The 19,338-nt window shown below is 47.8% G+C and carries 17 protein-coding genes; 5 read left to right on the top strand and 12 right to left on the bottom strand.

The window, feature by feature from the left end; all coding sequences use genetic code 11:
• Window positions 1–5: 5 nt before the first annotated feature.
• The 6 genes from pilB to nadC all read right to left on the bottom strand — a co-directional run bounded on the left by pilB (window position 6) and on the right by nadC (window position 6,282).
• Window positions 6–1,682: a type IV-A pilus assembly ATPase PilB gene (gene pilB / locus ACXAH1_RS00580; RefSeq protein WP_138545344.1), complete on the bottom strand. Its 1,677-nt coding sequence runs from the start codon at window positions 1,680–1,682 to the stop codon at window positions 6–8.
• A gap of 107 nt (window positions 1,683–1,789) precedes the next feature.
• Complete coding sequence (gene coaE / locus ACXAH1_RS00575; RefSeq protein ID WP_475192937.1) at window positions 1,790–2,401, bottom strand: dephospho-CoA kinase; 612 nt, start codon at window positions 2,399–2,401, stop codon at window positions 1,790–1,792.
• Window positions 2,402–2,405: 4 nt separating this feature from the next.
• On the bottom strand, window positions 2,406–3,281 hold the full coding sequence (locus tag ACXAH1_RS00570; RefSeq protein WP_475192935.1) for a prepilin peptidase: 876 nt from the start codon (window positions 3,279–3,281) through the stop codon (window positions 2,406–2,408).
• Between the two features lie 19 nt (window positions 3,282–3,300).
• A complete protein-coding gene (locus ACXAH1_RS00565) occupies window positions 3,301–4,533 on the bottom strand; it encodes a type II secretion system F family protein (protein ID WP_138545347.1) in 1,233 nt (410 codons plus the stop codon).
• A gap of 54 nt (window positions 4,534–4,587) precedes the next feature.
• The gene (locus tag ACXAH1_RS00560; RefSeq protein WP_475192932.1) at window positions 4,588–5,043 is read right to left on the bottom strand and encodes a pilin; all 456 of its coding nucleotides are present in this window, start codon (window positions 5,041–5,043) and stop codon (window positions 4,588–4,590) included.
• A gap of 399 nt (window positions 5,044–5,442) precedes the next feature.
• Window positions 5,443–6,282: a carboxylating nicotinate-nucleotide diphosphorylase gene (gene nadC / locus ACXAH1_RS00555; protein WP_475192931.1), complete on the bottom strand. Its 840-nt coding sequence runs from the start codon at window positions 6,280–6,282 to the stop codon at window positions 5,443–5,445.
• A 179-nt stretch (window positions 6,283–6,461) separates the two neighbouring features.
• On the opposite strand from nadC, the gene ampD reads away from it, so the two are divergent.
• Together ampD and ampE are read left to right on the top strand one after the other, a co-directional pair.
• Entirely contained in the window at window positions 6,462–6,998 is a 537-nt protein-coding gene (gene ampD, locus ACXAH1_RS00550; protein WP_253046760.1) for a 1,6-anhydro-N-acetylmuramyl-L-alanine amidase AmpD, read from the top strand.
• Between the two features lie 11 nt (window positions 6,999–7,009).
• Window positions 7,010–7,894 carry a beta-lactamase regulator AmpE gene (gene ampE / locus ACXAH1_RS00545; RefSeq protein ID WP_253046764.1) on the top strand — a complete coding sequence of 295 codons (885 nt, stop codon included), beginning with the start codon at window positions 7,010–7,012 and terminating at the stop codon, window positions 7,892–7,894.
• Window positions 7,895–7,924: 30 nt separating this feature from the next.
• On the opposite strand, the gene ACXAH1_RS00540 is transcribed toward ampE, so the two are convergent.
• Entirely contained in the window at window positions 7,925–10,429 is a 2,505-nt protein-coding gene (locus ACXAH1_RS00540; RefSeq protein ID WP_475192928.1) for a PilZ domain-containing protein, read from the bottom strand.
• A 136-nt stretch (window positions 10,430–10,565) separates the two neighbouring features.
• On the opposite strand from ACXAH1_RS00540, the gene radA reads away from it, so the two are divergent.
• Both radA and ACXAH1_RS00530 read left to right on the top strand, forming a co-directional pair.
• Window positions 10,566–11,936, top strand: coding sequence for a DNA repair protein RadA (gene radA, locus ACXAH1_RS00535; protein ID WP_054014744.1), 1,371 nt, complete (start codon window positions 10,566–10,568; stop codon window positions 11,934–11,936).
• A gap of 15 nt (window positions 11,937–11,951) precedes the next feature.
• Window positions 11,952–12,869 carry a hypothetical protein gene (locus tag ACXAH1_RS00530; RefSeq protein ID WP_475192925.1) on the top strand — a complete coding sequence of 306 codons (918 nt, stop codon included), beginning with the start codon at window positions 11,952–11,954 and terminating at the stop codon, window positions 12,867–12,869.
• A 61-nt stretch (window positions 12,870–12,930) separates the two neighbouring features.
• Here the strand turns inward: ACXAH1_RS00530 and ACXAH1_RS00525 are convergent, their stop codons facing one another.
• On the bottom strand, window positions 12,931–14,268 hold the full coding sequence (locus ACXAH1_RS00525) for a peptidoglycan DD-metalloendopeptidase family protein (RefSeq protein ID WP_475192923.1): 1,338 nt from the start codon (window positions 14,266–14,268) through the stop codon (window positions 12,931–12,933).
• A 162-nt stretch (window positions 14,269–14,430) separates the two neighbouring features.
• Here ACXAH1_RS00525 and tyrS point away from each other — a divergent pair, with 162 nt between their 5' ends.
• The gene (gene tyrS, locus ACXAH1_RS00520) at window positions 14,431–15,630 is read left to right on the top strand and encodes a tyrosine--tRNA ligase (protein ID WP_054014985.1); all 1,200 of its coding nucleotides are present in this window, start codon (window positions 14,431–14,433) and stop codon (window positions 15,628–15,630) included.
• Between the two features lie 61 nt (window positions 15,631–15,691).
• On the opposite strand, the gene ACXAH1_RS00515 is transcribed toward tyrS, so the two are convergent.
• From ACXAH1_RS00515 to folE2, 4 genes are all read right to left on the bottom strand, one after another.
• On the bottom strand, window positions 15,692–16,642 hold the full coding sequence (locus tag ACXAH1_RS00515) for a cobalamin biosynthesis protein CobD/CbiB (protein ID WP_475192921.1): 951 nt from the start codon (window positions 16,640–16,642) through the stop codon (window positions 15,692–15,694).
• Between the two features lies 1 nt (window position 16,643).
• Entirely contained in the window at window positions 16,644–17,351 is a 708-nt protein-coding gene (gene mtnN / locus ACXAH1_RS00510) for a 5'-methylthioadenosine/S-adenosylhomocysteine nucleosidase (RefSeq protein ID WP_138545356.1), read from the bottom strand.
• 126 nt (window positions 17,352–17,477) lie between these two features.
• Window positions 17,478–18,068, bottom strand: a complete 591-nt coding sequence (locus ACXAH1_RS00505; RefSeq protein ID WP_054014739.1) for a DUF2726 domain-containing protein — start codon at window positions 18,066–18,068, stop codon at window positions 17,478–17,480.
• A gap of 143 nt (window positions 18,069–18,211) precedes the next feature.
• Window positions 18,212–19,132 carry a GTP cyclohydrolase FolE2 gene (gene folE2, locus ACXAH1_RS00500; RefSeq protein ID WP_475192919.1) on the bottom strand — a complete coding sequence of 307 codons (921 nt, stop codon included), beginning with the start codon at window positions 19,130–19,132 and terminating at the stop codon, window positions 18,212–18,214.
• Window positions 19,133–19,338 lie beyond the last annotated feature (206 nt).

Here is a 19,338-nt window from a genome sequence, read left to right as displayed (position 1 = left end):
GGGATTTAGTAGTTGGTTACCCGGTTCACTTCCGCCAGTGAGGTGATCCCATCTGCTGCTTTTTTAAGTCCGGATTGTCTTAGGTTCGCAAAGCCCTGCTTGGCAGCCAGCTCCGCGATTTCCAGAGAGTTTCCGCCATCCATGATAGCGTGAGAGATCTCTGGTGTAATTTTCATCACTTCGTAAATGCCCACCCGGCCTTTATAGCCATCAGTACAGTGATCGCACCCTTTGGGTGAATAGACTGTCATATTTTTTATCTGCTCCTCGCTAAAACCCTGGCGTTGCAATTCTTCTGCTGGCAGATCTTCTGGCTCCTTGCATTTAGGGCAAAGACGCCGGGCCAGACGCTGTGCAATGATAAGGCTCACTGAGCTTGCCACGTTATAGGCGGGGACACCCATGTTGAGCAGTCGGGTCAGGGTTTCAGAAGCCGAATTGGTGTGTAGAGTACTCATCACCAGGTGACCTGTTTGTGCAGCTTTGATGGCAATCTCGGCCGTTTCCAGATCCCGGATCTCACCAACCATAACGACATCGGGGTCCTGACGCAGGAATGCCCGCAGTGCGTTGGCAAAGGTCATATCGGCTTTGGTATTAATTTGAACCTGGTTGATCCCTTCGAGGTTGATTTCCACAGGATCTTCCGCGGTGCTGATATTGCGCTCTGGTTTATTAAGTATATTCAGACCAGTATAAAGAGAAACCGTTTTACCCGAACCGGTTGGGCCCGTGACCAGTATCATCCCTTGCGGTTGTTCCAGGGCATTGAGATACATGTCTTTTTGGTCAGCTTCATACCCCAGGGCATCGATCCCCAGTTTTGCTGCGGATGAGTCCAGGATCCGCATTACAATCTTTTCGCCCCACATGGTTGGCAGTGTACTGACACGAAAATCAATACTCTTGCGCTCCGAGATTTTCAGTTTAATACGGCCATCCTGTGGCTTGCGCTTCTCTGCAATATCCAGATGCGACATAACTTTGATACGAGCTGATAAGCGGCTGGATAATGCGTGAGGGGGACTGGCCATTTCATGTAGCAAGCCATCGATACGAAAACGTACCCGATACTTTTTTTCATAGGGTTCAAAGTGGAGATCCGAGGCCCCTTTTTTTATCGCATCCATCAAAATCTTATTGATATAGACAATGATTGGAGCATCATCTTTTTCTTCGTCTGTGTTCTGTGTCTTGGGTTCATCTTCGACATCCAGGCTGGCGAATTCCTTAAACTCGTCTTCACTCAGGCTCAGGCTACTATTGTCATCAAAGAGCTGATCGATTTTTTGATCGAGCAGTTTGTAATCTACGACGACAACCTCGCACTGCAAACCTGTGCTGAACTCAAAGTTTTCAAATGCCCCGTAGTCTGTTGGATCTGACGTGGCAATGAAGAGCTTTCTGTCCTTTTTAACCAGCGGCAGCAGGTGGTGCTGGCGGATCAGCTTTTCCTTAACCAGCTCTTTTGGTACCTGAGTAATATCAAAACCGCTCAGATCGAAGTAGGGGACTCTGAAAAGATCCAGGCATTGTTCGGCCATTTCCTGACTACTCATGCCGCTGCACAGACAAATAAGTTCAGCGGTGGAATGGGCATCGGCTTGTTTGGCTTTAACCTGCTCAGCAGTGAGTTTGCCAAGGGTAATAAACTTTCTCAGTAATGGCGAGTGATGTTCCATAATGCTCTTAAGACTTCAACGAGTTACACTAAATGTAGCAAAAATGCATAGATGCGGGTAGAGAATTGATGACGATCCGGGCTATGCCAGAGTCTGTTCAACGCATATCAAGCATGATTTGCCGCAGCCTGTTGTAAAAAGGTTTGATGCAATGCGCTCAGTTGTTTGTGCATTGCTTCGATAGGTTGGTGGTTGTCGAGAATAAAATCGGCCTTGTCGCGTTTGTCGGCTCTGCTCATTTGTGCCTCTATGATGCGCTCAACCTGCTGCTGCGGACTATTGTCTCTTTTACAGGTTCGCGCAATCTGGACTTCGACAGGCACATCGACAAGCAGCGTTTTGTCGCAGTATTGTTCAAGCCCGTTTTCAAATAATAAGGGAGCAGACAGAATGACATAGTCGCTCTGGGCGCGGTTTAACTGGGCTAATAATTGCTCCCTGATCATCGGGTGCAATAGGCTATTCAGCCAGAGTTTTTCCTTTTCATCGCTAAAAATGGTATTGCGTAAGGCCTGGCGGTCTAGCGTGCCTTCTGCTGTCAGTATCTGCTCTCCAAAATGCTCAACAATAGCCGCCAACCCGTCGCTACCAGGCTCAACAACTTCTCTTGCGACAATATCTGCATCCACAACGACAATTCCTAACCGGTTCAGAAAATCGGATACCGTTGTTTTACCGGCGCCAATTCCGCCTGTTAAGCCTAAGATCCATTTAGCCATCGCATCAAGCTCCTAATAGCGAAAAGTACCAGCGACTGATCTGCTCACCATATAACAAGGTCAGCCAGCCGGCAATGGCGAGGTAAGGGCCAAATGGGATAGGTGTGGCTTTGTCTTTTCCTTGCATGGCAAGCTGAGTGGCACCGATCACGGCACCGACGACACTGGACAACAACACAATCAGCAATAAGGACTGCCATCCCATGAGCGCGCCAAATACCGCCAGCAGTTTAAAATCACCAAACCCCATCCCTTCTTTTCCTGTTAGTAACTTAAAAGCCCAGTAAATACTCCACAGGCTCAAATAGCCGACAGCCGCGCCAATGATAGCTTGGGAAGGCGTGACGGTTATACCAAATACGGCGGCCAGCAGCGCAAACCAGAGTAAGGGCAAGGTCAGCTGATCGGGTAGTAACATATGGTCAATGTCGATAAAAATCAGGGCGATGAGTACCCAAGTCACAAGTAAGTAGACAAGTGCCTGTGGTGTTGCGGAAAAATGCCAGGCCAGCCAGACTGACGCAACCCCTGTGAGTAATTCGATAAGTGGATAACGTTTGGCAATAGGTGTATCGCAGTATGCGCATTTCCCTTTCAAGAATAACCAGCTGAGTAGGGGGATATTGTGATGAACTTTAATTTTATTCTCACACTTAGGACAGGTGGAGCCCGGCGTCATCAGGTTAAAGCGTGCAGGCTCAGGCTGCTCAGGCTCCTGGGATAAAATCACTCTGCATTCTGCCTGCCAGCCGCGTTGCATCATGATGGGTAAACGATAAATTACGACGTTCAGAAAGCTGCCTATACATAGGCTGGTCAGAGCGACGGTCAGCAACCAAAACCAGGTTTGCTGCTCCATGAGGTGCCAAACTTCTTGCATAATAGAGTCTTTTTTATTGTTAAATGACGGTGCCGAGCTGGAATATAGGCAAATACATAGCAACAATCAAGCCGCCAACCAGTACGCCCAGGATCACCATGATCATAGGTTCAAGCAGTGATGATAACCCATCGACGGCGTCATCTACTTCCTGCTCATAAATACTGGCGACTTTTGCCAGCATGCTGTCAAGTGCACCGGACTCTTCACCAATGGCCACCATCTGTACGACCATGTCGGGAAAAATTCTGGAGTTGCGCATTGCCCAGTTCATCTGATTACCCGAGCTGACTTCGCCTTTGATGTCTAAAATAGCGTTCTTATAGATAATGTTGCCGGATGCACCTGCGGCAGATTCCAACGCATTTACCAGGGGAACACCCGCGGCAAAGGTGGTCGACAAAGTTCTGGCATAGCGAGCAACCGCTGCTTTTTTCAGGATCTCACCAATTGCCGGGATCTGCAGCACCATGCGGTCGTTAAAGTGGCGCACGGCGGCACTGCGTTGTAGTGCTTCTTTATAGGCGTAGCCACTTCCGCCCAGCCCAATGAGGAACAGCCACCAGTATTCCTGCATAAATTCAGAAATACCTAACACCATCAGGGTAAAGCCGGGTAATTCAGCCCCAAAGCCGGTAAAAATCTCTTCAAACTGAGGCACAACAAAAATCAATAAAATGGAGGTCACGATCAGGGCAACTGACAACACCGCTATGGGGTAAAACATGGCTTTTTTGATCTTTGACTTCAGTGCTTCGGCTTTTTCTTTGTATAACGCCACCCGGTCGAAAATACGATCTAATGCACCGGACTGTTCGCCCGATTCAACCAGGTCACAATATAATTCATCAAAATACTTTGGGTGGCTGCGCAGCGATTTTGCCAGCGGCTGACCTGCTTTGACTTCGTCTGCGATGTGAGTGATCAGCTTACTGACACTTTTATTTTTCGCCCCGGACGCAATCATATCTAGTGCCTGTACCAAAGCCACACCTGCGGTCAGCATAGTTGCAATTTGTCGGGTGACAACAGCAATGTCTTTCGGGGTGATTTTTTGGGTACTGCTCAAACCAAACAAAGGCTTTGGTTTGCGTTTAACTTTAGAGGGGGTGATACCCTGTTTGCGAAGTTGCGCTTTTACTAGCGCTACACTGGTCCCGGTGAGTTCGCCCTGCAGGCGTTTGCCACGGGCGCTGACGCCGACCCAGATAAAGGTATCGACTTTGGCAGAATTTTTGTCGGGTTGATTCATATGCGATGAGTCTGCAAGAGGGAGAACCCCTCTTGCATAATTGAGCGCTAACTATTAGTTAGTCGTACAGCTTGCAGGTAACCAGCTCGCTTGTGCGTTACCACTTACAGAGCCGTTACATTGCCAGCTGGCAATCTGGAAACCAGCGGTGAAGTCACCGGCTTCTGCAGCTTCACTGTCTGCACCATTGATTGGCGTTAGAGTCACAACCAGACCTGCCATGTCAGCCTGACCTGTGATAGTGATCAGGCCCGCAGCGCTTACTGTCAGGGCGGATACATACTGAGTGCCGTCGAAGTCGTCGTCACAGACAGCCGGGTTGCCGCCGATTTGAGCAGTTTCTGTCGCACAGGCTTTAGGCATAGTCGATGCGGCTAACAGCTCTGATGCTTTTGAGCGGTTGATGTAATCCTGGTATGCCGGCAGTGCAACGGCAGCAAGAATACCAATGATTGCGATTACAATCATTAATTCGATAAGGGTAAAACCACCCTGTTGTCTTTGCGTCATGATGTGTCTCCTAAGGGATGTTAGACCCGATGCCAGCAACCACTCACACCAGGGGTTTATTAAATCTGTGCTCTCAGAGTTTAGACCCAGTATAGGTCGTTCTTCTTATCGCCAATTTGTTGTAAATCAAAGTAGATTGTCATTACTTTGGCCTAGTCAATGATAATGAATAGTCCTTTATAGTCTACTACATTACTATGACAGTTTAGGTCTTTTTCTGTTCGCCTGCGATCATCCGTGGTGTCTACACCTATATATAACAGCTGTTAATACGGTGCGCTGGCATTAAATCAAGAACACAAATAATTTATATGCTAATTATTTGTTCGTATTAAAAAGAGTTTTCTTGACCTTGTCAACGAACCGGCTCTGTATTTTCTTACAAAGCCGTTACACCTGTTACTCAAAGCGCATAGATAAGTCTATACTCTGGAGGTGTTTCGTCAATGCGCCGCTGGAAATGTAGTCAACTCCCGCTTGCGCATACGTCGCCAGTTTATCTAAGGTCATATTACCCGACACCTCCAGCTTAGCTCTACCAGCAGTATGTTTAACGGCAATTTGAATGTCTTCAACGGTAAAGTTATCAAGCATGATGATATCGGCACCGGCTGCAAGCGCTTGCTGCAGCTCATCCAGGTTCTCAACCTCAACCTCTACCGGTTTGTCCGGATGGTTATGTCTGGCTTGTGCAACGGCTTTGTCAATTCCGCCGCAGGCGGCAATGTGGTTTTCTTTGATCAGGAAAGCATCAAACAGCCCGATACGATGGTTTTTGCCTCCACCACAGGTAACGGCATATTTTTGCAAAGCGCGCAGACCCGGGATGGTTTTACGAGTGTCCAGCAGCTGAGTGTTAGTATTCGCTAATGCCGCGACATAATGTGCTGTAGAAGTGGCCGTGCCAGAGAGGGTCTGAACAAAATTCAGTGCGGTGCGTTCTGCTGTGAGGATAGCGCGCGCGCTGCCTGTTGCTTCAAAAATACGTTGATTTGGCTGCAACCTGTCTCCGTCAGCGACCAGTACATTTACCTGAACACTGGGATCAACTTGTCTGAACACCTCAAGGATCAGGTCTTTGCCGCAAAAAATGCACTCTTCACGTGTGATCACGTAAGCTTGAGCCTGCTGTGAGGCTGGGATCAGGGCGGCGGTAATATCGCCCTCTGTGGCGTTTTGGTTATTCAGGTCTTCATCAAGTGCCAGCTTAACAAGCTGGGTGAGCTGTTCATTTAACATGGGCTATCTTGGCTTTGTTATTCAATAACCTAATTCTACTGCGTTAAGTCCGTTAATGACAACGTCGTTTATCAGGGTCAGCTTCCAGCTACTCAGGTTTGGCTGTCAAAATAACATAGTGAAAGCATGGCAAACTTGCTAAGGTAATAACAATATTGATTAGCTAAGTGGTTCTATTCATGCAGTTAAATTGGCTTTGTGGTGCACTGCAACGGCATTCACCACATTACAATGAGCGTCCGGCAGCGTGTCAGCCTTCGCTACTGGTGATCCATTGCATTTCATTGCCTGAAGGTGAATATGGTGGTGATCATATAGACAATTTATTTATGGGGACACTGGACTGCCAGGCACACCCTAGTTTCGAGTCACTGCGTGGTGTAAGGGTGTCCGCACATTGTGTGATCCGTCGTGATGGCACAGTTGTTCAGTATGTTCCATTTGATAAACGGGCCTGGCATGCAGGTGTTTCTGAATTTGCCGGGCAAGAGAACTGCAATGATTTTAGCATCGGTGTTGAGCTGGAGGGCACAGACACTTCCGCTTATACCGAGGCGCAATATCAGGCGTTGGCTAAGCTCACTGTGTGGTTACAACAGAGGCTCCCAGAGCTGACCAAAGAGCGTATTGTAGGCCACAGTGATATCGCACCTGGCAGAAAGAGCGATCCCGGAGTGGCGTTCGATTGGGATAAATATTTTGCGTTGATAACATAAGAGTAGCGGACATGATGTTAATTTCTATCATAATTGCTTTAGTGATCGAGCGTTTAGGCGCCCGCTCAGAACATTGGCAGATTGACTTCTATATAGCGAAGTACCTGACCTGGAGTAAAAAACAGCTAAGCAACAAGGGCGTTTTGGGCTCTGATCTGGGTGTGATGATCTGGTTTGTCATACCGGCAGTGCTGACTGCTGTGGTATTCCATCTCTCTGATTTTGTCTTATTTCAGTTAGTGTTGAACGTACTGATATTGCTGGTGTGCTTTGGGTGCGGACGCTATCGCAGGCTGTACAAAGGCTACCTCAACGCATTGACTCGGGGTGATTCCGAGGCGGTTACGCTCTATGCATTACAAATGGGACAAGAGCGTACGGAAACTGAACGCAATGGCGAAACGTTCGGACAAACCTTAGTGTGGATTAATTTTCAGCATTACTGCGCGGTCATGTTCTGGTTTGTTGTATTGGGCGCACCGGGTGCCGTGTTATATGCAACAGCGCGCTCTTTGGTCAGCACACTGACTGAGCGTCAGGAAGAGGATATGCCCGCTCAGGTGGCACTGGTACGCAGTACACTGGACACGCATACACAGCGCTTCTCCCAGTTACTATTTTGGCTTGACTGGTTGCCTGCCAGAATAGCCAGTTTTGGCTACCTGATCATAGGCAACTTTACCCAGGGCACCGGGTGTTGGCTCAAATACCTGCTCGACTTTGAGACGTCTAACCGGCGAGTGGTGAGTGACATTGCACTGGCTGCTGAACAGATAGAGCAGCAGTTTTTTGGCTGTACTTACGAAGCAACCTGTATGATGCGTTTGGTTAAACGTAACATCCTTTTCTTTTTAGTACTGACTGCCTTACTGACTTTGTTTGGCGGCTTGAGCTAGGCATATACAGTACCTGACAGTGCAGGTCTGTCAGGTACCTGGTTGATTAGCTAACCAGGCTTTTTTGCGCTCTGACATCACATCCAGCTGGTTTTGATCTACATCCAGGGTCGGCAAGATTTGTTCTGTGATGTCTATCAGGTCACAGACTCCAGCCACATTCCATAATGCTTCTTCGAGCCCCTTTGCTTTATGTATCGCATAATGGCTGACATATCTTAGCTCGTTGGCCAGATAGTCCATATCAGGGCGTCCTGTTTTGGATATATACAAATGAAACACAAACAGCAGCTCTTTTTTCAATGCACGCTTGATGAATAAGAACAAGGGCTCAAGCGACTCACCAGCTGCCACACATTGGCTTTTCAGCGCGTCTTTCAGTTCTTTAGCGTGTGGGTCAAAACGTAAAAATACTGTGTATTGCAGAGGTTTGTCCTGACGTGATTGCTTGCGTAGCCGTTCACTCAGATATTCACCAGTGAAGTCACTGGGTAACAGGCCATGGGTCTGGACATATTCCTGATGGTTATGATGGATCACTTCAGAGAGCAAAATTGTATGAAGTGCCGTCGGGTAGAGCCCCTGGCCTATTGCGCCAATTCTAAAATGGGCCGCCGCTTTGTGTAGATACAAAGGGAACTGACAAATACTCTTGGTCACCATATTGCGCAGTGCATGGGACAGACCGGGGATCCTTGGTGCTTCTTCACAGGGCTGAAGCTTATTTTTATTGCTTTCAATCAGGATCTTGAAAAACGTGATGGCCGTGTGTTGCACATTGCTGAGAATATTCACCTTGAGGTTAATGATGGTTTTTGCCTTATTGACAGCCATCACCTCATATCTGAGTTTTGTCAGATTGTGTTGCTTGGTGATTTTCTGCAACTCAGGTAAGTCGAGGTGTACAATATCCCCTTTCTGTAACGTTGTGGCTTCTTCCAGCGCGACCTGTAAACCCATTACGGAAAAATCTCGGGTGTAGCCGTGTAAAGCTTGTCCGTCGTCTGGCACAACCGTGGCTGCGGTTTTATATAAATAGCGTTTGTGCGAACGCAGATTAACATACTCAAGGGCCACCACTTCGAGCGGGGGCGGCACTTTAGCCTTGCCGTGACCAAACTGCTTGATTTGGTTGACCTGCTCTTTGGGGTATTGCAATGCCTGATAGTAAGCGGTTTGCTGCTCAGTGGTAATATCACTGAGAGTCATCAGATACTTAACGTTCTCAATTAGTCCCTGCACACGGGGGGTGGGGCGCTTATTGAGCTTTTCTACATTCTTCCCGGCACTGGATGGCAGGGACAGAGGAATAAAAGCATCCTCATGATGACTGGGCATGAGCTGCACTTTAAAAATCCGCCAGCTGTCTTTTTGGCTACCAAAGCCCATAAACAAATCACGCAACTCCGCAGACTTTTTCAGCTCCCAGTCAAAGGCAGAGTAAAAGTAGATCTTACCGTTCTTTCCATGCGTGAAGGTGTAGCAAAAAGCTTCTTTTACGGGTTCCGGGCGCTGCAGTAACATATCCAGACGTTGCTGATTAAACACGCTATAAAGGGAAGACGTCTTGCGTTCATCCTCAAAGTAGTAGTTGATATGTGCATTGTTTTCATTTGTCAGGACCAGGCTCGGGTAGAGCATGGTATTGGCCTGGCTGAAGAATATGAACAGGGAATTGACGCGTGGAAGGTAGTATTGTTCATACCCCTTGCACACGACGGCATCCATTGTATTATCCAGATTGATTTTATAGCGTCGTTTGTTGCCATGAATAAAGCTTTGCAGGAAGTCATCAAAGCCGCTGTTGTTCTCCACAAACGTACGCTTGAGGCGAACATGATTATACTCATTGGATACTGGTTCAACGGCGACGACCTCGTATTGGATCCCGCTTTTCAGGCCCAACTCAAAATCTTGCTCCAGCCCCACCAGTCTTAGTGACACCAGATCGCCTTTATGCAGGTGATAGTTTGGTGCCAATTTGATTTTGGCACCGCTGAGAGAGATGTCCGATGTACTGGCATTGGCCAGCCGTTGGTTACCAAACTCGACGGTGATTTTGATTGAGTAGTTCATCCGCTCTTCGATACGGCTTTCATAAGAAGCAAAGCGAATATATTGGGTTGCCTGAGAGACGTCCAGCCCGGTGACATCTTCATCCTGCTGCTGGGCAGCCTGCTTCTGCATCACCTTAAAATTATTGTCGGTGTTCATGACCGCTTCGTATACGGCTAAGGTGTAGCCGCCATATCGGGCGACCTCCTGTTCGAACACCCGAATAGCAACATCGTCCATAAAATGCTGCTTACCTTCGTACTCGTAGGGTTTTACTTGACCGGAAACCTGACCGCGCAGATCAATAAAGCGGGCAACGGGTTGTGACAGCCGGGTCATTTCCATTTTCAGCAAGAACTGATCAGGCTTACTGAGTTGCGCCGTTTTTTGCTTGAAGATAAAGTCAAAATTAGGATCGCCGAGATCAATCTTTAATTCATCTATTAAGTCTTGGTATTGTTGTAATTTATCTTCAGCCATAGGTACACATTTTAAATCAGCAGATCTTACCCGGTTATTGTTTTAGCCTTTGCCAAATTTATGTCAGTATTAACGCTTACTGTTGAACTAAGCTTAATTGAGTTTTAATTTAAGCAATAACTATGCCTTGATTTTTATGGGAAAAAAGAAAACCGCATTTGTCTGTAGTGATTGTGGAGCGGAATTTGCTCGATGGCAAGGGCAATGTTCTGAATGTAAAGCCTGGAATACAATTACTGAGTTCAGAGTCCCTTCTGTGAAAGCTGCACCACGAGCCGGTACTATGGCCGGCTATGCCGGTGTCGTTGAAGCTAAGGTTCAGACGCTGGACGAAGTTAATCTCGAATCTCTGCCTAGATTTACCACTGGATTCAAAGAGTTCGATCGCGTACTGGGCGGCGGTGTCGTGCCTGGCAGCGCCATTTTGATTGGTGGTGAACCAGGTGCTGGTAAGAGTACCTTGCTGTTGCAGACCATGTGTTTGCTTGCCGAGACCATGTCGACCTTATATGTAACGGGCGAAGAATCTCTGCAACAAGTTGCCATGCGTGCAAAGCGACTGGGCCTGCCAACCAATAAATTACGTACACTCGCTGAAACAAATGTTGAGAGTATCTGCCAACTGGCATTACGCGAAAAGCCGGCCATTATGGTCATTGACTCGATTCAGGTCATGCACATGAGCGACGTACAGTCTGCGCCTGGCAGCGTTTCTCAGGTACGAGAGAGTGCAGCCTATCTGACTCGCTTTGCAAAGCAAAATCAGGTTGCCATTATTATGGTAGGCCATGTGACCAAAGACGGGTCACTGGCCGGACCTAAAGTATTGGAACACTGTATAGACTGCTCCATTTTGCTTGAAGGCAGTAGTGACAGTCGTTTCAGAACTCTGCGTGGCAACAAGAACCGATTCGGTGCCGTGAATGAGCTCGGGGTCTTTGCGATGACAGGGCAGGGCCTAAAAGAAGTCAGTAACCCTTCTGCTATTTTCCTCAATCGCGGAGAAGAACAAACACCTGGCTCTCTGGTGATGGTGATCTGGGAAGGCACCCGGCCATTGTTGGTGGAAGTGCAGGCTCTGGTGGATTACTCTCAACTGGCCAATCCGCGGCGTGTGACGGTCGGTCTGGAGCAAAACCGATTGGCTATGCTACTGGCGGTGTTGCATCGTCATGGTGGTCTGCAGGTAGCGGATCAGGATGTGTTTGTGAACGTGGTGGGCGGGGTTAAGGTGTCTGAAACCAGTGCCGACCTTGCGCTAATCGCCGCGCTGGTGTCCAGCTTTAAGAATCATGCGCTGGAGCGCCAGATGGTGGTATTCGGTGAAGTCGGTTTAGGTGGTGAGATCCGTCCGGTACCCAGTGGTCAGGAAAGACTGCGCGAAGCCGCGAAACATGGCTTCAAACGTGCTATTGTACCCATCGCAAATAAACCAAAGGATGCCATTGAGGGTATGGAGGTCGTTGCCGTTGCCAGCCTCAGTGATGCACTTGAAGCCTTGTTTTAAAGGAAACTCAAAAAAATGAAAAAATCTACGATCATGCTGGCACTCGGTGGTGTAATGTCAGCTGCTGTTGTTGGTGCTCATCTCTATGCCAATCAGCAGGCTGAACTTGTTATTGAGCAGCAGATCAGCCAATTTGCAGAGCAGTCAGACATGCTAATCGAGTATCAGGGGTCTTCGTACAACCTGTTTACTGATACTGTCAAAGTGCAGTCCCTGGTGGTCAAAGATGCGATAGATCAGCAGGCGCTGCTGAACATAGGTGAATTCAGTTTGCAGGGCTATGAAGCAGACACAGTGAGTGACTTTACCGAAGTGAAGCTGACTAATGTGACCTTAAGCCCGGCGATTGCGGCAGAACTTGAGCAGCAATCCACAGCTTTGGCTGGGACTCACTTCGCACTCACTTCATCCATGCGTTACGATGAGCAAACTGGCAACAGTCAGTTTAAATCGGCGGTTGAGGCTGCGGGTGTTGTTGGTCTTGAATTTAACTTTGATCTTGGCAATAGTGCTGAGTTGATGAGTACATCGCTTGAGATGCAGCAACAGGGGTCAGAGATGACCCTGGAGCAGGAATTGCAAATGCAAAGTAAGCTACTTTCTGCAATACAATCCCTGGAGCCACAGAAGCTGACCTTTGCCGTTGACGGGCAACCAAAGCTGGAACTATTAGTTACAGAATTACTCACCAGCAAAGGACTGACGAAAGAGCAATTTCAGCAAATGCTGACAATGCAACTTGCTCAGGTGCCGGTTTCTGATGCCGTCAAACAAGGGATCACTGGCTTTGCCACTGGGCTAAATGCTTTGAAGGTAGAGGTGTTTGTGGATGAAGCCATGAACTTTAACGCTTTTTCTCAGCAAGTTCAGATGCTGGCAGCGGATCCTGAGGGCCTCGAAAAATTCTTAAACCTGAAAGTAAGTGGCTCTTAGTCTGACTTTCAGTCAATAAAAAAGCCACCTGACGGTGGCTTTTTTGTTTAGCTGTTTGGTATTAGTCATTCAGTGCCAGCATCAGTTCGCGATTACGCTCCAGCTTTGCCAGCATTTGCTGCGCCAGAGGCTTAAACGTTGCCAGTTCAGCAGCTGGTAAAGGCTGTGACTTTGGCAGTTTAACCGTACGTGGATTGCGATGTACGCCATTCACCAAAAACTCATAGTGAAGGTGAGCACCAGTCACCCGGCCGGTAGCACCGACGGTACCTATCTTCTGGCCCTGTTTGACCTTCTGACCCTGCTTAACGTGACGCTTATGCAAGTGCAAGTACTTAGTCACATACTGGCTGCCATGCTGAATAAACACATAATTACCATTCAGGCGGTTGTAGCCCGATTTAATGACTTTACCATTACCAGCCGACACTACTGGGGTGCCTGTTCTGGCTGCATAATCAATTCCGCGGTGTGCCGACACGCGACCGGTTACCGGATGCAAGCGGCGAGGGTTGAAATTAGAACTAATATACTTGAAATCAACCGGGGCACGCAGGAAGGCTTTCTTCATGCTGCGCCCTTCAGGGGTATAAAAGTCACCGTCAGAGTGACGAACTGCTGTATATCGCTCTCCCTGATTGATGAATTCAGCAGCGATAATTTTACCCGTGCCAATTTCTTCACCGTCAACAAAGTGTGATTCATATATCAATGTAAAACGGTCGCCCTTGCGGATGTCATTGGCGAAGTCGACATCCCAGCCGAAAATATGAGCAAAGTTCATGATCTGGCGCTCCGATAAGCCAGCGGTAATACCGGCTGTCCAGAAACTGGACTTGATCTCACCACCGGCTGATTTTTCAACCGTTTCAATTTCTTTGCTTTCTATGCGTGTAGCGTAATTACCTTCATCGGTCCGACTTACCAACAGAGTATCTGTTTTTGAGAGCACATATTTAAGCTGCAGCAATTCACCTTGCTCATCGCTGGCAAAACTGAGTACCTCACCAGGGTGTATCTTGGTCAGTTTACGTGTTTCAGCGTTGGTATTGACGAGGTTATGAAGCGTCTGTGCCGAATAGCCGGCACGTTTGAAAATTACTGCCAGACTATCGCCGTTGCGGACCTGATGATCTTTGAAGTCGTACTGGATAGTTTCAGGGACAATCGGCTCTGCTATGTCGGCAGGCGCTTCACTGAGTTCGGTGAGTTCAGGTTGTTGCTCACCGACGTTGAGTGGCAGTTCGTATCTTTTGCCAACTTCGAGCGCGCTTTTGTCGTGATCACGGGAGGCTGTTGCCTTCTCAGATGGGATGAGTGCAATAGCGACCATTGCTGACAGCAAGCCCAGGATCAGCAACTTGTGTTTTTTTGGGAGTTTGTGCACTGCATGTACCATAACGTGCCTTTTCCGCTGTCAAGAATTATTGCAAATAATAGTGCAGCATATACGTAATAATGCGCAAATACCAGTCTTTTATACATTTAAACTGCCCCGAATATAAGCTAAAATCGGGCGATTAACTGATTAAATTGTTGGAGTGAGGTTGGCGTGACAACTGTGGACATAGAAACGGCACTAGCAGAGATAAAGCGTGGTGCTGAAGAGATTCTGATTGAAGAAGATTTAAAAGAAAGACTGAAGTCTGGTAAAAAGTTGCGGATCAAAGCCGGTTTTGATCCAACAGCGCCAGATCTGCACCTGGGCCATACTGTCCTTATCAACAAGCTAAAAACTTTCCAAGACTTAGGCCATGAGGTCATTTTCCTGATCGGTGATTTCACTGGCATGATTGGCGATCCGACTGGCAAAAATGTCACGCGTAAGCCACTTACACGTGACGATGTTCTGGCCAATGCTGAAACCTATAAAGAGCAAGTGTTTAAGATCCTGGATCCAGCTAAAACCACTGTGGCGTTCAATTCCGAGTGGATGGAGAAATTAGGCAGTGCGGGCATGATCAAGCTTGCAGCACGTCAAACAGTTGCCCGTATGCTGGAACGTGATGATTTCAAAAAGCGTTACGCCGGCGGTCAGTCAATCGCCATCCATGAATTTCTTTACCCTCTGGTTCAGGGGTGGGACTCGGTAGCGCTTGAAGCGGATGTTGAGTTGGGTGGTACCGATCAACGCTTTAACCTGCTGATGGGCAGGGAGTTACAAAAAGAAGAAGGCCAGAAGCCGCAGACTGTGCTGATGATGCCGTTGCTTGAAGGTACCGATGGTGTGCAGAAGATGTCTAAGTCTTTGGGTAACTACATTGGTATCACAGATGCACCAAACGATATGTTTGGTAAAGTGATGTCGATTTCTGATGAGCTGATGTGGCGCTACTATGAGTTGCTCAGTGCTAAATCTCTGGAAGAGATTGCAGGCTTGAAAGAAGAAGTAGCTGGTGGTCGCAACCCACGAGACATTAAAATCGAGTTTGCCAAAGAAATGATTGCACGTTTCCACAGTGAAGCGGATGCCGAGGCAGCGCATCAGGACTTTATCAAGCGCTTCCAGAAAAATGCACTGCCAGATGATATTCCTGAAGTGACCATTACCATCGCGGAATCAGCGACTTTCATTACCAATGTACTGAAAGAAGCAGGCCTGGTAGCCAGTACCTCAGAAGCAATGCGGATGATCAAACAAGGCGCGGTTAAACTTAATGGTGAAGAGAAAGTCACCGACTCTAAACTGAGTGTGGAAAAAGGCTCCACGGCGATTTATCAGGTTGGTAAACGCAAATTCGCTAAAATCAGCGTTGAATAATTCGACGAGCTGAACAAGCGAATATGAACATGAAAAAGGCGAACCATCTGGTCGCCTTTTTTTAATGAGTCAGAATATTAACGGTTAGCCAGCATAAACACAGGGCGCAAAGGAAAAACCAGCGCATGGTCGCCAGTAACTTCAGCATCAGTGCAATGGTCTCGGGTTCAGGAGGGGTATCGCTGCCAATGCGCATATTGTCAAAGCGCTGTTGCTGATAAAAGCGCGGCCCCGCCAGTTGTGTGTTCAGACTCGCCGAGAATAACGTCAAAATCCAGCCCGAGTTACCGGGTCGATAAAACTGGCCATAATGCCTGAGGTAATGGAGTGTTTTATTGAGGTTTTGTGTCAGCGCCATCATTAGGACTAACGCCCTTACGGGTAACCATTCAAATACCGTCAGACACACTTGCAGAGGCTTCATAAACGACGCATCTGGTCTCATCTTGCTGCGCCAGGCCTGATCACACAGTAGCATCAGTTTATAGCTCAGGGCCAGCAAAGGTCCACCAATAAGATAGAAGATAATCACCACATAAAAGTGTCTGATCCCCCGCAGTGCCAGACTATCCAGGCAAGCCTTGCAAATGCCCATGGCAGAGAGCTGCTCGACATCCCGTTTGACCATGGCACTCAGCAACTGACGCGCGGCGGCCTTTTGTTGTTGTTTTACTAAGATGGCAATACGCTTTGCACGGCGCTCATGTTGGATATCAAGACAAAGAAACAGTACCAGGCCACCAAGCCACTGGGGGTAGAAAGACAAATAGCCGAGTGTGGCGAGTAATATCAACATGGTCAGGATTGGCAGTACAAATGCGAGACTTCCGGATAGCAATTGATAACCCGCAGAGGCTTTTGGTCGGCAGACTTTCTGTGCGAGATTCGCAAACAACAAGGTCATAAGCACATTGGGGTGATACAGGCTGGAGGTTCTGAATCCTATTGCGCTGAGTGTAGCCAGTAGAAATATCAGCAAGCCCGTATGGGCTTGCAATTGTTCAGTTAACACCTTAGAGCGAAACCTGATCCAGCTTAGCCAGCAGGGCTGTTACCAGCTTTGAGGAGTTCACTGAGGCAATTTCCAGGTAAGCCTCGAACGATTGTGGCGACTCTTTGCCCGCGATATCAGACAATGAACGGATCACAACAAAAGGGGTGTTTAACACATGGCAAGCTTGCGCGATTGCTGCACCTTCCATTTCAACGGCAAGCATTTCAGGGAAATCCTGACGCGTCTTATCGATACGTACGGGATCGCACATGAAGGAATCACCAGTACAGATAAGACCAACTTTCGTCTGAATATCTGCCAATTCGCCAACACTTTGCTGAGCTGCATCAACCAGAGCCGAATGCGCGCTGTAACCTGCCGGCATTTGAGGAACCTGACCCAGTTCATAGCCAAATGCGGTAACGTCTACATCGTGGTGTTTTACTTCTGAAGAGATCACCACATCGCCGACATTGAGTTCGGGATCGAAACCGCCGGCAGAGCCTGTGTTGATCACACAATCCGGCGTATAGTTGTCGATAAGCAAAGTGGTAGCAACGGTTGCAGCGACTTTACCGATACCAGACTGAACCAGCGTGACTTCATGACCACCCAGTTCACCATGGTAAAAAGTAAACCCACCCTTGGTTGCGGTTTGCGTGTTTTTCATTGCGCCACGCAGGATAGTGACTTCCTGTTCCATGGCGCCAATAATGCCTACTTTCATAGTCTTCTCTTATTTTTTAACAGTGCTGCTCATTATATATCATAAATGGGTGCTGAGAATATGGAGTTAGGTGGGGAAAGGGTTTTGCTGTCAGCCCATATAATGGGTGACAGCAAATAGGCTTGGCTATATCTCGGCTAACTGAGTGGCGGCGGCTTTGGCCTGAGAGGGTGAGAGTACCGCAGGCTTGTAATTACGATTACGCGGCTTGCTTTGTGGTTCTGGCTTTTTACCCAGTTTGAACAGGATTGCAGCACGCACTTCTGCACTTTTATAACCACTTTTGACCTTCATACGAATGTGTGGAATACCGGCGGATTCCAGAGCCCCGCTAACAAACCAGTCTTTCTGCGCTTTGTGGCCGTTTTTGTTGGCGTTATTAACCAGATCAACTGCGGCAACAATATTCAGGGTTTCTTTATCAACCAATACATAATCAAGCTGTTTGTTTTGCGCTTTGGTGATGGCTGAGCGACGCGCCTTTTTAGACAAGCCAGGTTTGCACTCGATGATCTCGATCAGCTTGACCCGGCTCACAACTTTAAACTTGTCACCCACTGAACGCTCTAACAGCTGCAGGAACGAGGCCTCTACTGTTGTAAATACAGACTCTTTTCGATTAAACGGATAGGGGTTACCGCCGGTATCCGTATACTTTGAAATAACAATGGAAGCAATAACGACCAGCGCCAGAATAGATAGTAATGTTAGTTCCATAAATCACTCCACGACAACAATTTGACTTGGTGATTATTAAGCAAAGAGTGTGCCTAAAGTGATTTTTGATGAAGATAATGAGGTGGTGTGCTCGGCGGCTGGTTGTCACCGAGCTTAAATGATGCCAAAAGCATCTCGAAGGATTAGATGCGATAACCGTCCTTCAACCCTTTTACTGCATAAGCGACCGCATCGTGTGCATGCAGCGACTCATAATGGTTTATTTTTATATAGTAGTCCTGATAGTTTTCTTGCTCAAACAAGGCCTTAAGTTTTCTGGCAGCATCTTCACAGAACATCAGGTTTTGGCCATTAAGGCGGGCAAACTCCTGCTCATCTTCACGTTTAACCGCTGCCTGAACTGGCGTTTTCAATTCATCTTCCACCAGGTCCACTAAACCCAGTATGTCAAACTCCTGACAGTGCTCATCCAGTTTTACTTTGATGTTAGTCACTGAGCGTTGTGAGTGTGGTGTGGCTAAAATTCCCTCGGTTGTACCTAACCAGGCATGTACACTGGCATGGTCGAGAGACTGACCGGCAAATTTTTGCTCAAAAGCGTTTTGGATTAGCTGGCGAGCCAGAGCGGCCGAGCAGGGGCAGGTGGATGAATACGTAACATCAACGGCTAACTCCAGGTTAAACTGGCCGTCCTGCAGGGTAGCTGTGATAATAACCGGGTAATTTTTCCAACCTTGCTTACCACTCAGTAATGAAGCACGACGCAAAGGTAATTCGAAATTAAAGGTGACTTTGGCGCTTTGGCTCAGGCCTTCGTGGCTGGTGATAAAACTGTCCAGCACCGCACGAATAGAGCTCGGAGAAAGTCTCTGTTCACACGACAATTCGTCGAGTGCCAAAAATAGTCGTGACATATGAATGCCTTTGGCATCTTTCCTGTCCAGGCTGACAAATGCGTCTGCTTTGGCAGTCACAGGTGTGTCATTCAACCCTTTGCTGGATAACAATAAAGGCAGCTCGATATTTCCCATTCCTACCCAGTCCAGCTTACCTTCTTGTAAGGCGTCAGCAGAATGTGCAATGTCAGGCATTGAAGTTGGCATTTGAACTCTCTTAATCACGACTATAAGGGGGAGGCATGTTACACCAAAATGTCACAACTTGCCGAGCCCATTGGAAATTATCTGGTAAAAAAATCGCCCAAGTGTGCAAAAAATCATACGCTTAAGTCGACTTTCTAAACACCGATGAAAGACCCTGAATACGGGAGCTGGCGGGGTTATTTTGGTTTGTGCAATGTCGCTTGCGA

It is taken from the genome of Pseudoalteromonas sp. AWH4_217, assembly GCF_056161105.1.
The sequence above is the reverse complement of the archived record's forward strand: the minus strand, read 5'-3'. Positions and strand labels throughout refer to the sequence as shown.

Excerpts from the sequence above, each read along its gene's own strand:
- pilB (WP_138545344.1), bottom strand. The coding sequence starts at position 1,682 with ATGGAACATCACTCGCCATTACTGAGAAAGTTTATTACCCTTGGCAAA.
- coaE (WP_475192937.1), bottom strand. The coding sequence starts at position 2,401 with ATGGCTAAATGGATCTTAGGCTTAACAGGCGGAATTGGCGCCGGTAAA.
- ACXAH1_RS00570 (WP_475192935.1), bottom strand. The coding sequence starts at position 3,281 with ATGCAAGAAGTTTGGCACCTCATGGAGCAGCAAACCTGGTTTTGGTTG.
- ACXAH1_RS00565 (WP_138545347.1), bottom strand. The coding sequence starts at position 4,533 with ATGAATCAACCCGACAAAAATTCTGCCAAAGTCGATACCTTTATCTGG.
- ACXAH1_RS00560 (WP_475192932.1), bottom strand. The coding sequence starts at position 5,043 with ATGACGCAAAGACAACAGGGTGGTTTTACCCTTATCGAATTAATGATT.
- nadC (WP_475192931.1), bottom strand. The coding sequence starts at position 6,282 with ATGTTAAATGAACAGCTCACCCAGCTTGTTAAGCTGGCACTTGATGAA.
- ampD (WP_253046760.1), top strand. The coding sequence starts at position 6,462 with ATGCAGTTAAATTGGCTTTGTGGTGCACTGCAACGGCATTCACCACAT.
- ampE (WP_253046764.1), top strand. The coding sequence starts at position 7,010 with ATGATGTTAATTTCTATCATAATTGCTTTAGTGATCGAGCGTTTAGGC.
- ACXAH1_RS00540 (WP_475192928.1), bottom strand. The coding sequence starts at position 10,429 with ATGGCTGAAGATAAATTACAACAATACCAAGACTTAATAGATGAATTA.
- radA (WP_054014744.1), top strand. The coding sequence starts at position 10,566 with ATGGGAAAAAAGAAAACCGCATTTGTCTGTAGTGATTGTGGAGCGGAA.
- ACXAH1_RS00530 (WP_475192925.1), top strand. The coding sequence starts at position 11,952 with ATGAAAAAATCTACGATCATGCTGGCACTCGGTGGTGTAATGTCAGCT.
- ACXAH1_RS00525 (WP_475192923.1), bottom strand. The coding sequence starts at position 14,268 with ATGGTACATGCAGTGCACAAACTCCCAAAAAAACACAAGTTGCTGATC.
- mtnN (WP_138545356.1), bottom strand. The coding sequence starts at position 17,351 with ATGAAAGTAGGCATTATTGGCGCCATGGAACAGGAAGTCACTATCCTG.
- ACXAH1_RS00505 (WP_054014739.1), bottom strand. The coding sequence starts at position 18,068 with ATGGAACTAACATTACTATCTATTCTGGCGCTGGTCGTTATTGCTTCC.
- folE2 (WP_475192919.1), bottom strand. The coding sequence starts at position 19,132 with ATGCCAACTTCAATGCCTGACATTGCACATTCTGCTGACGCCTTACAA.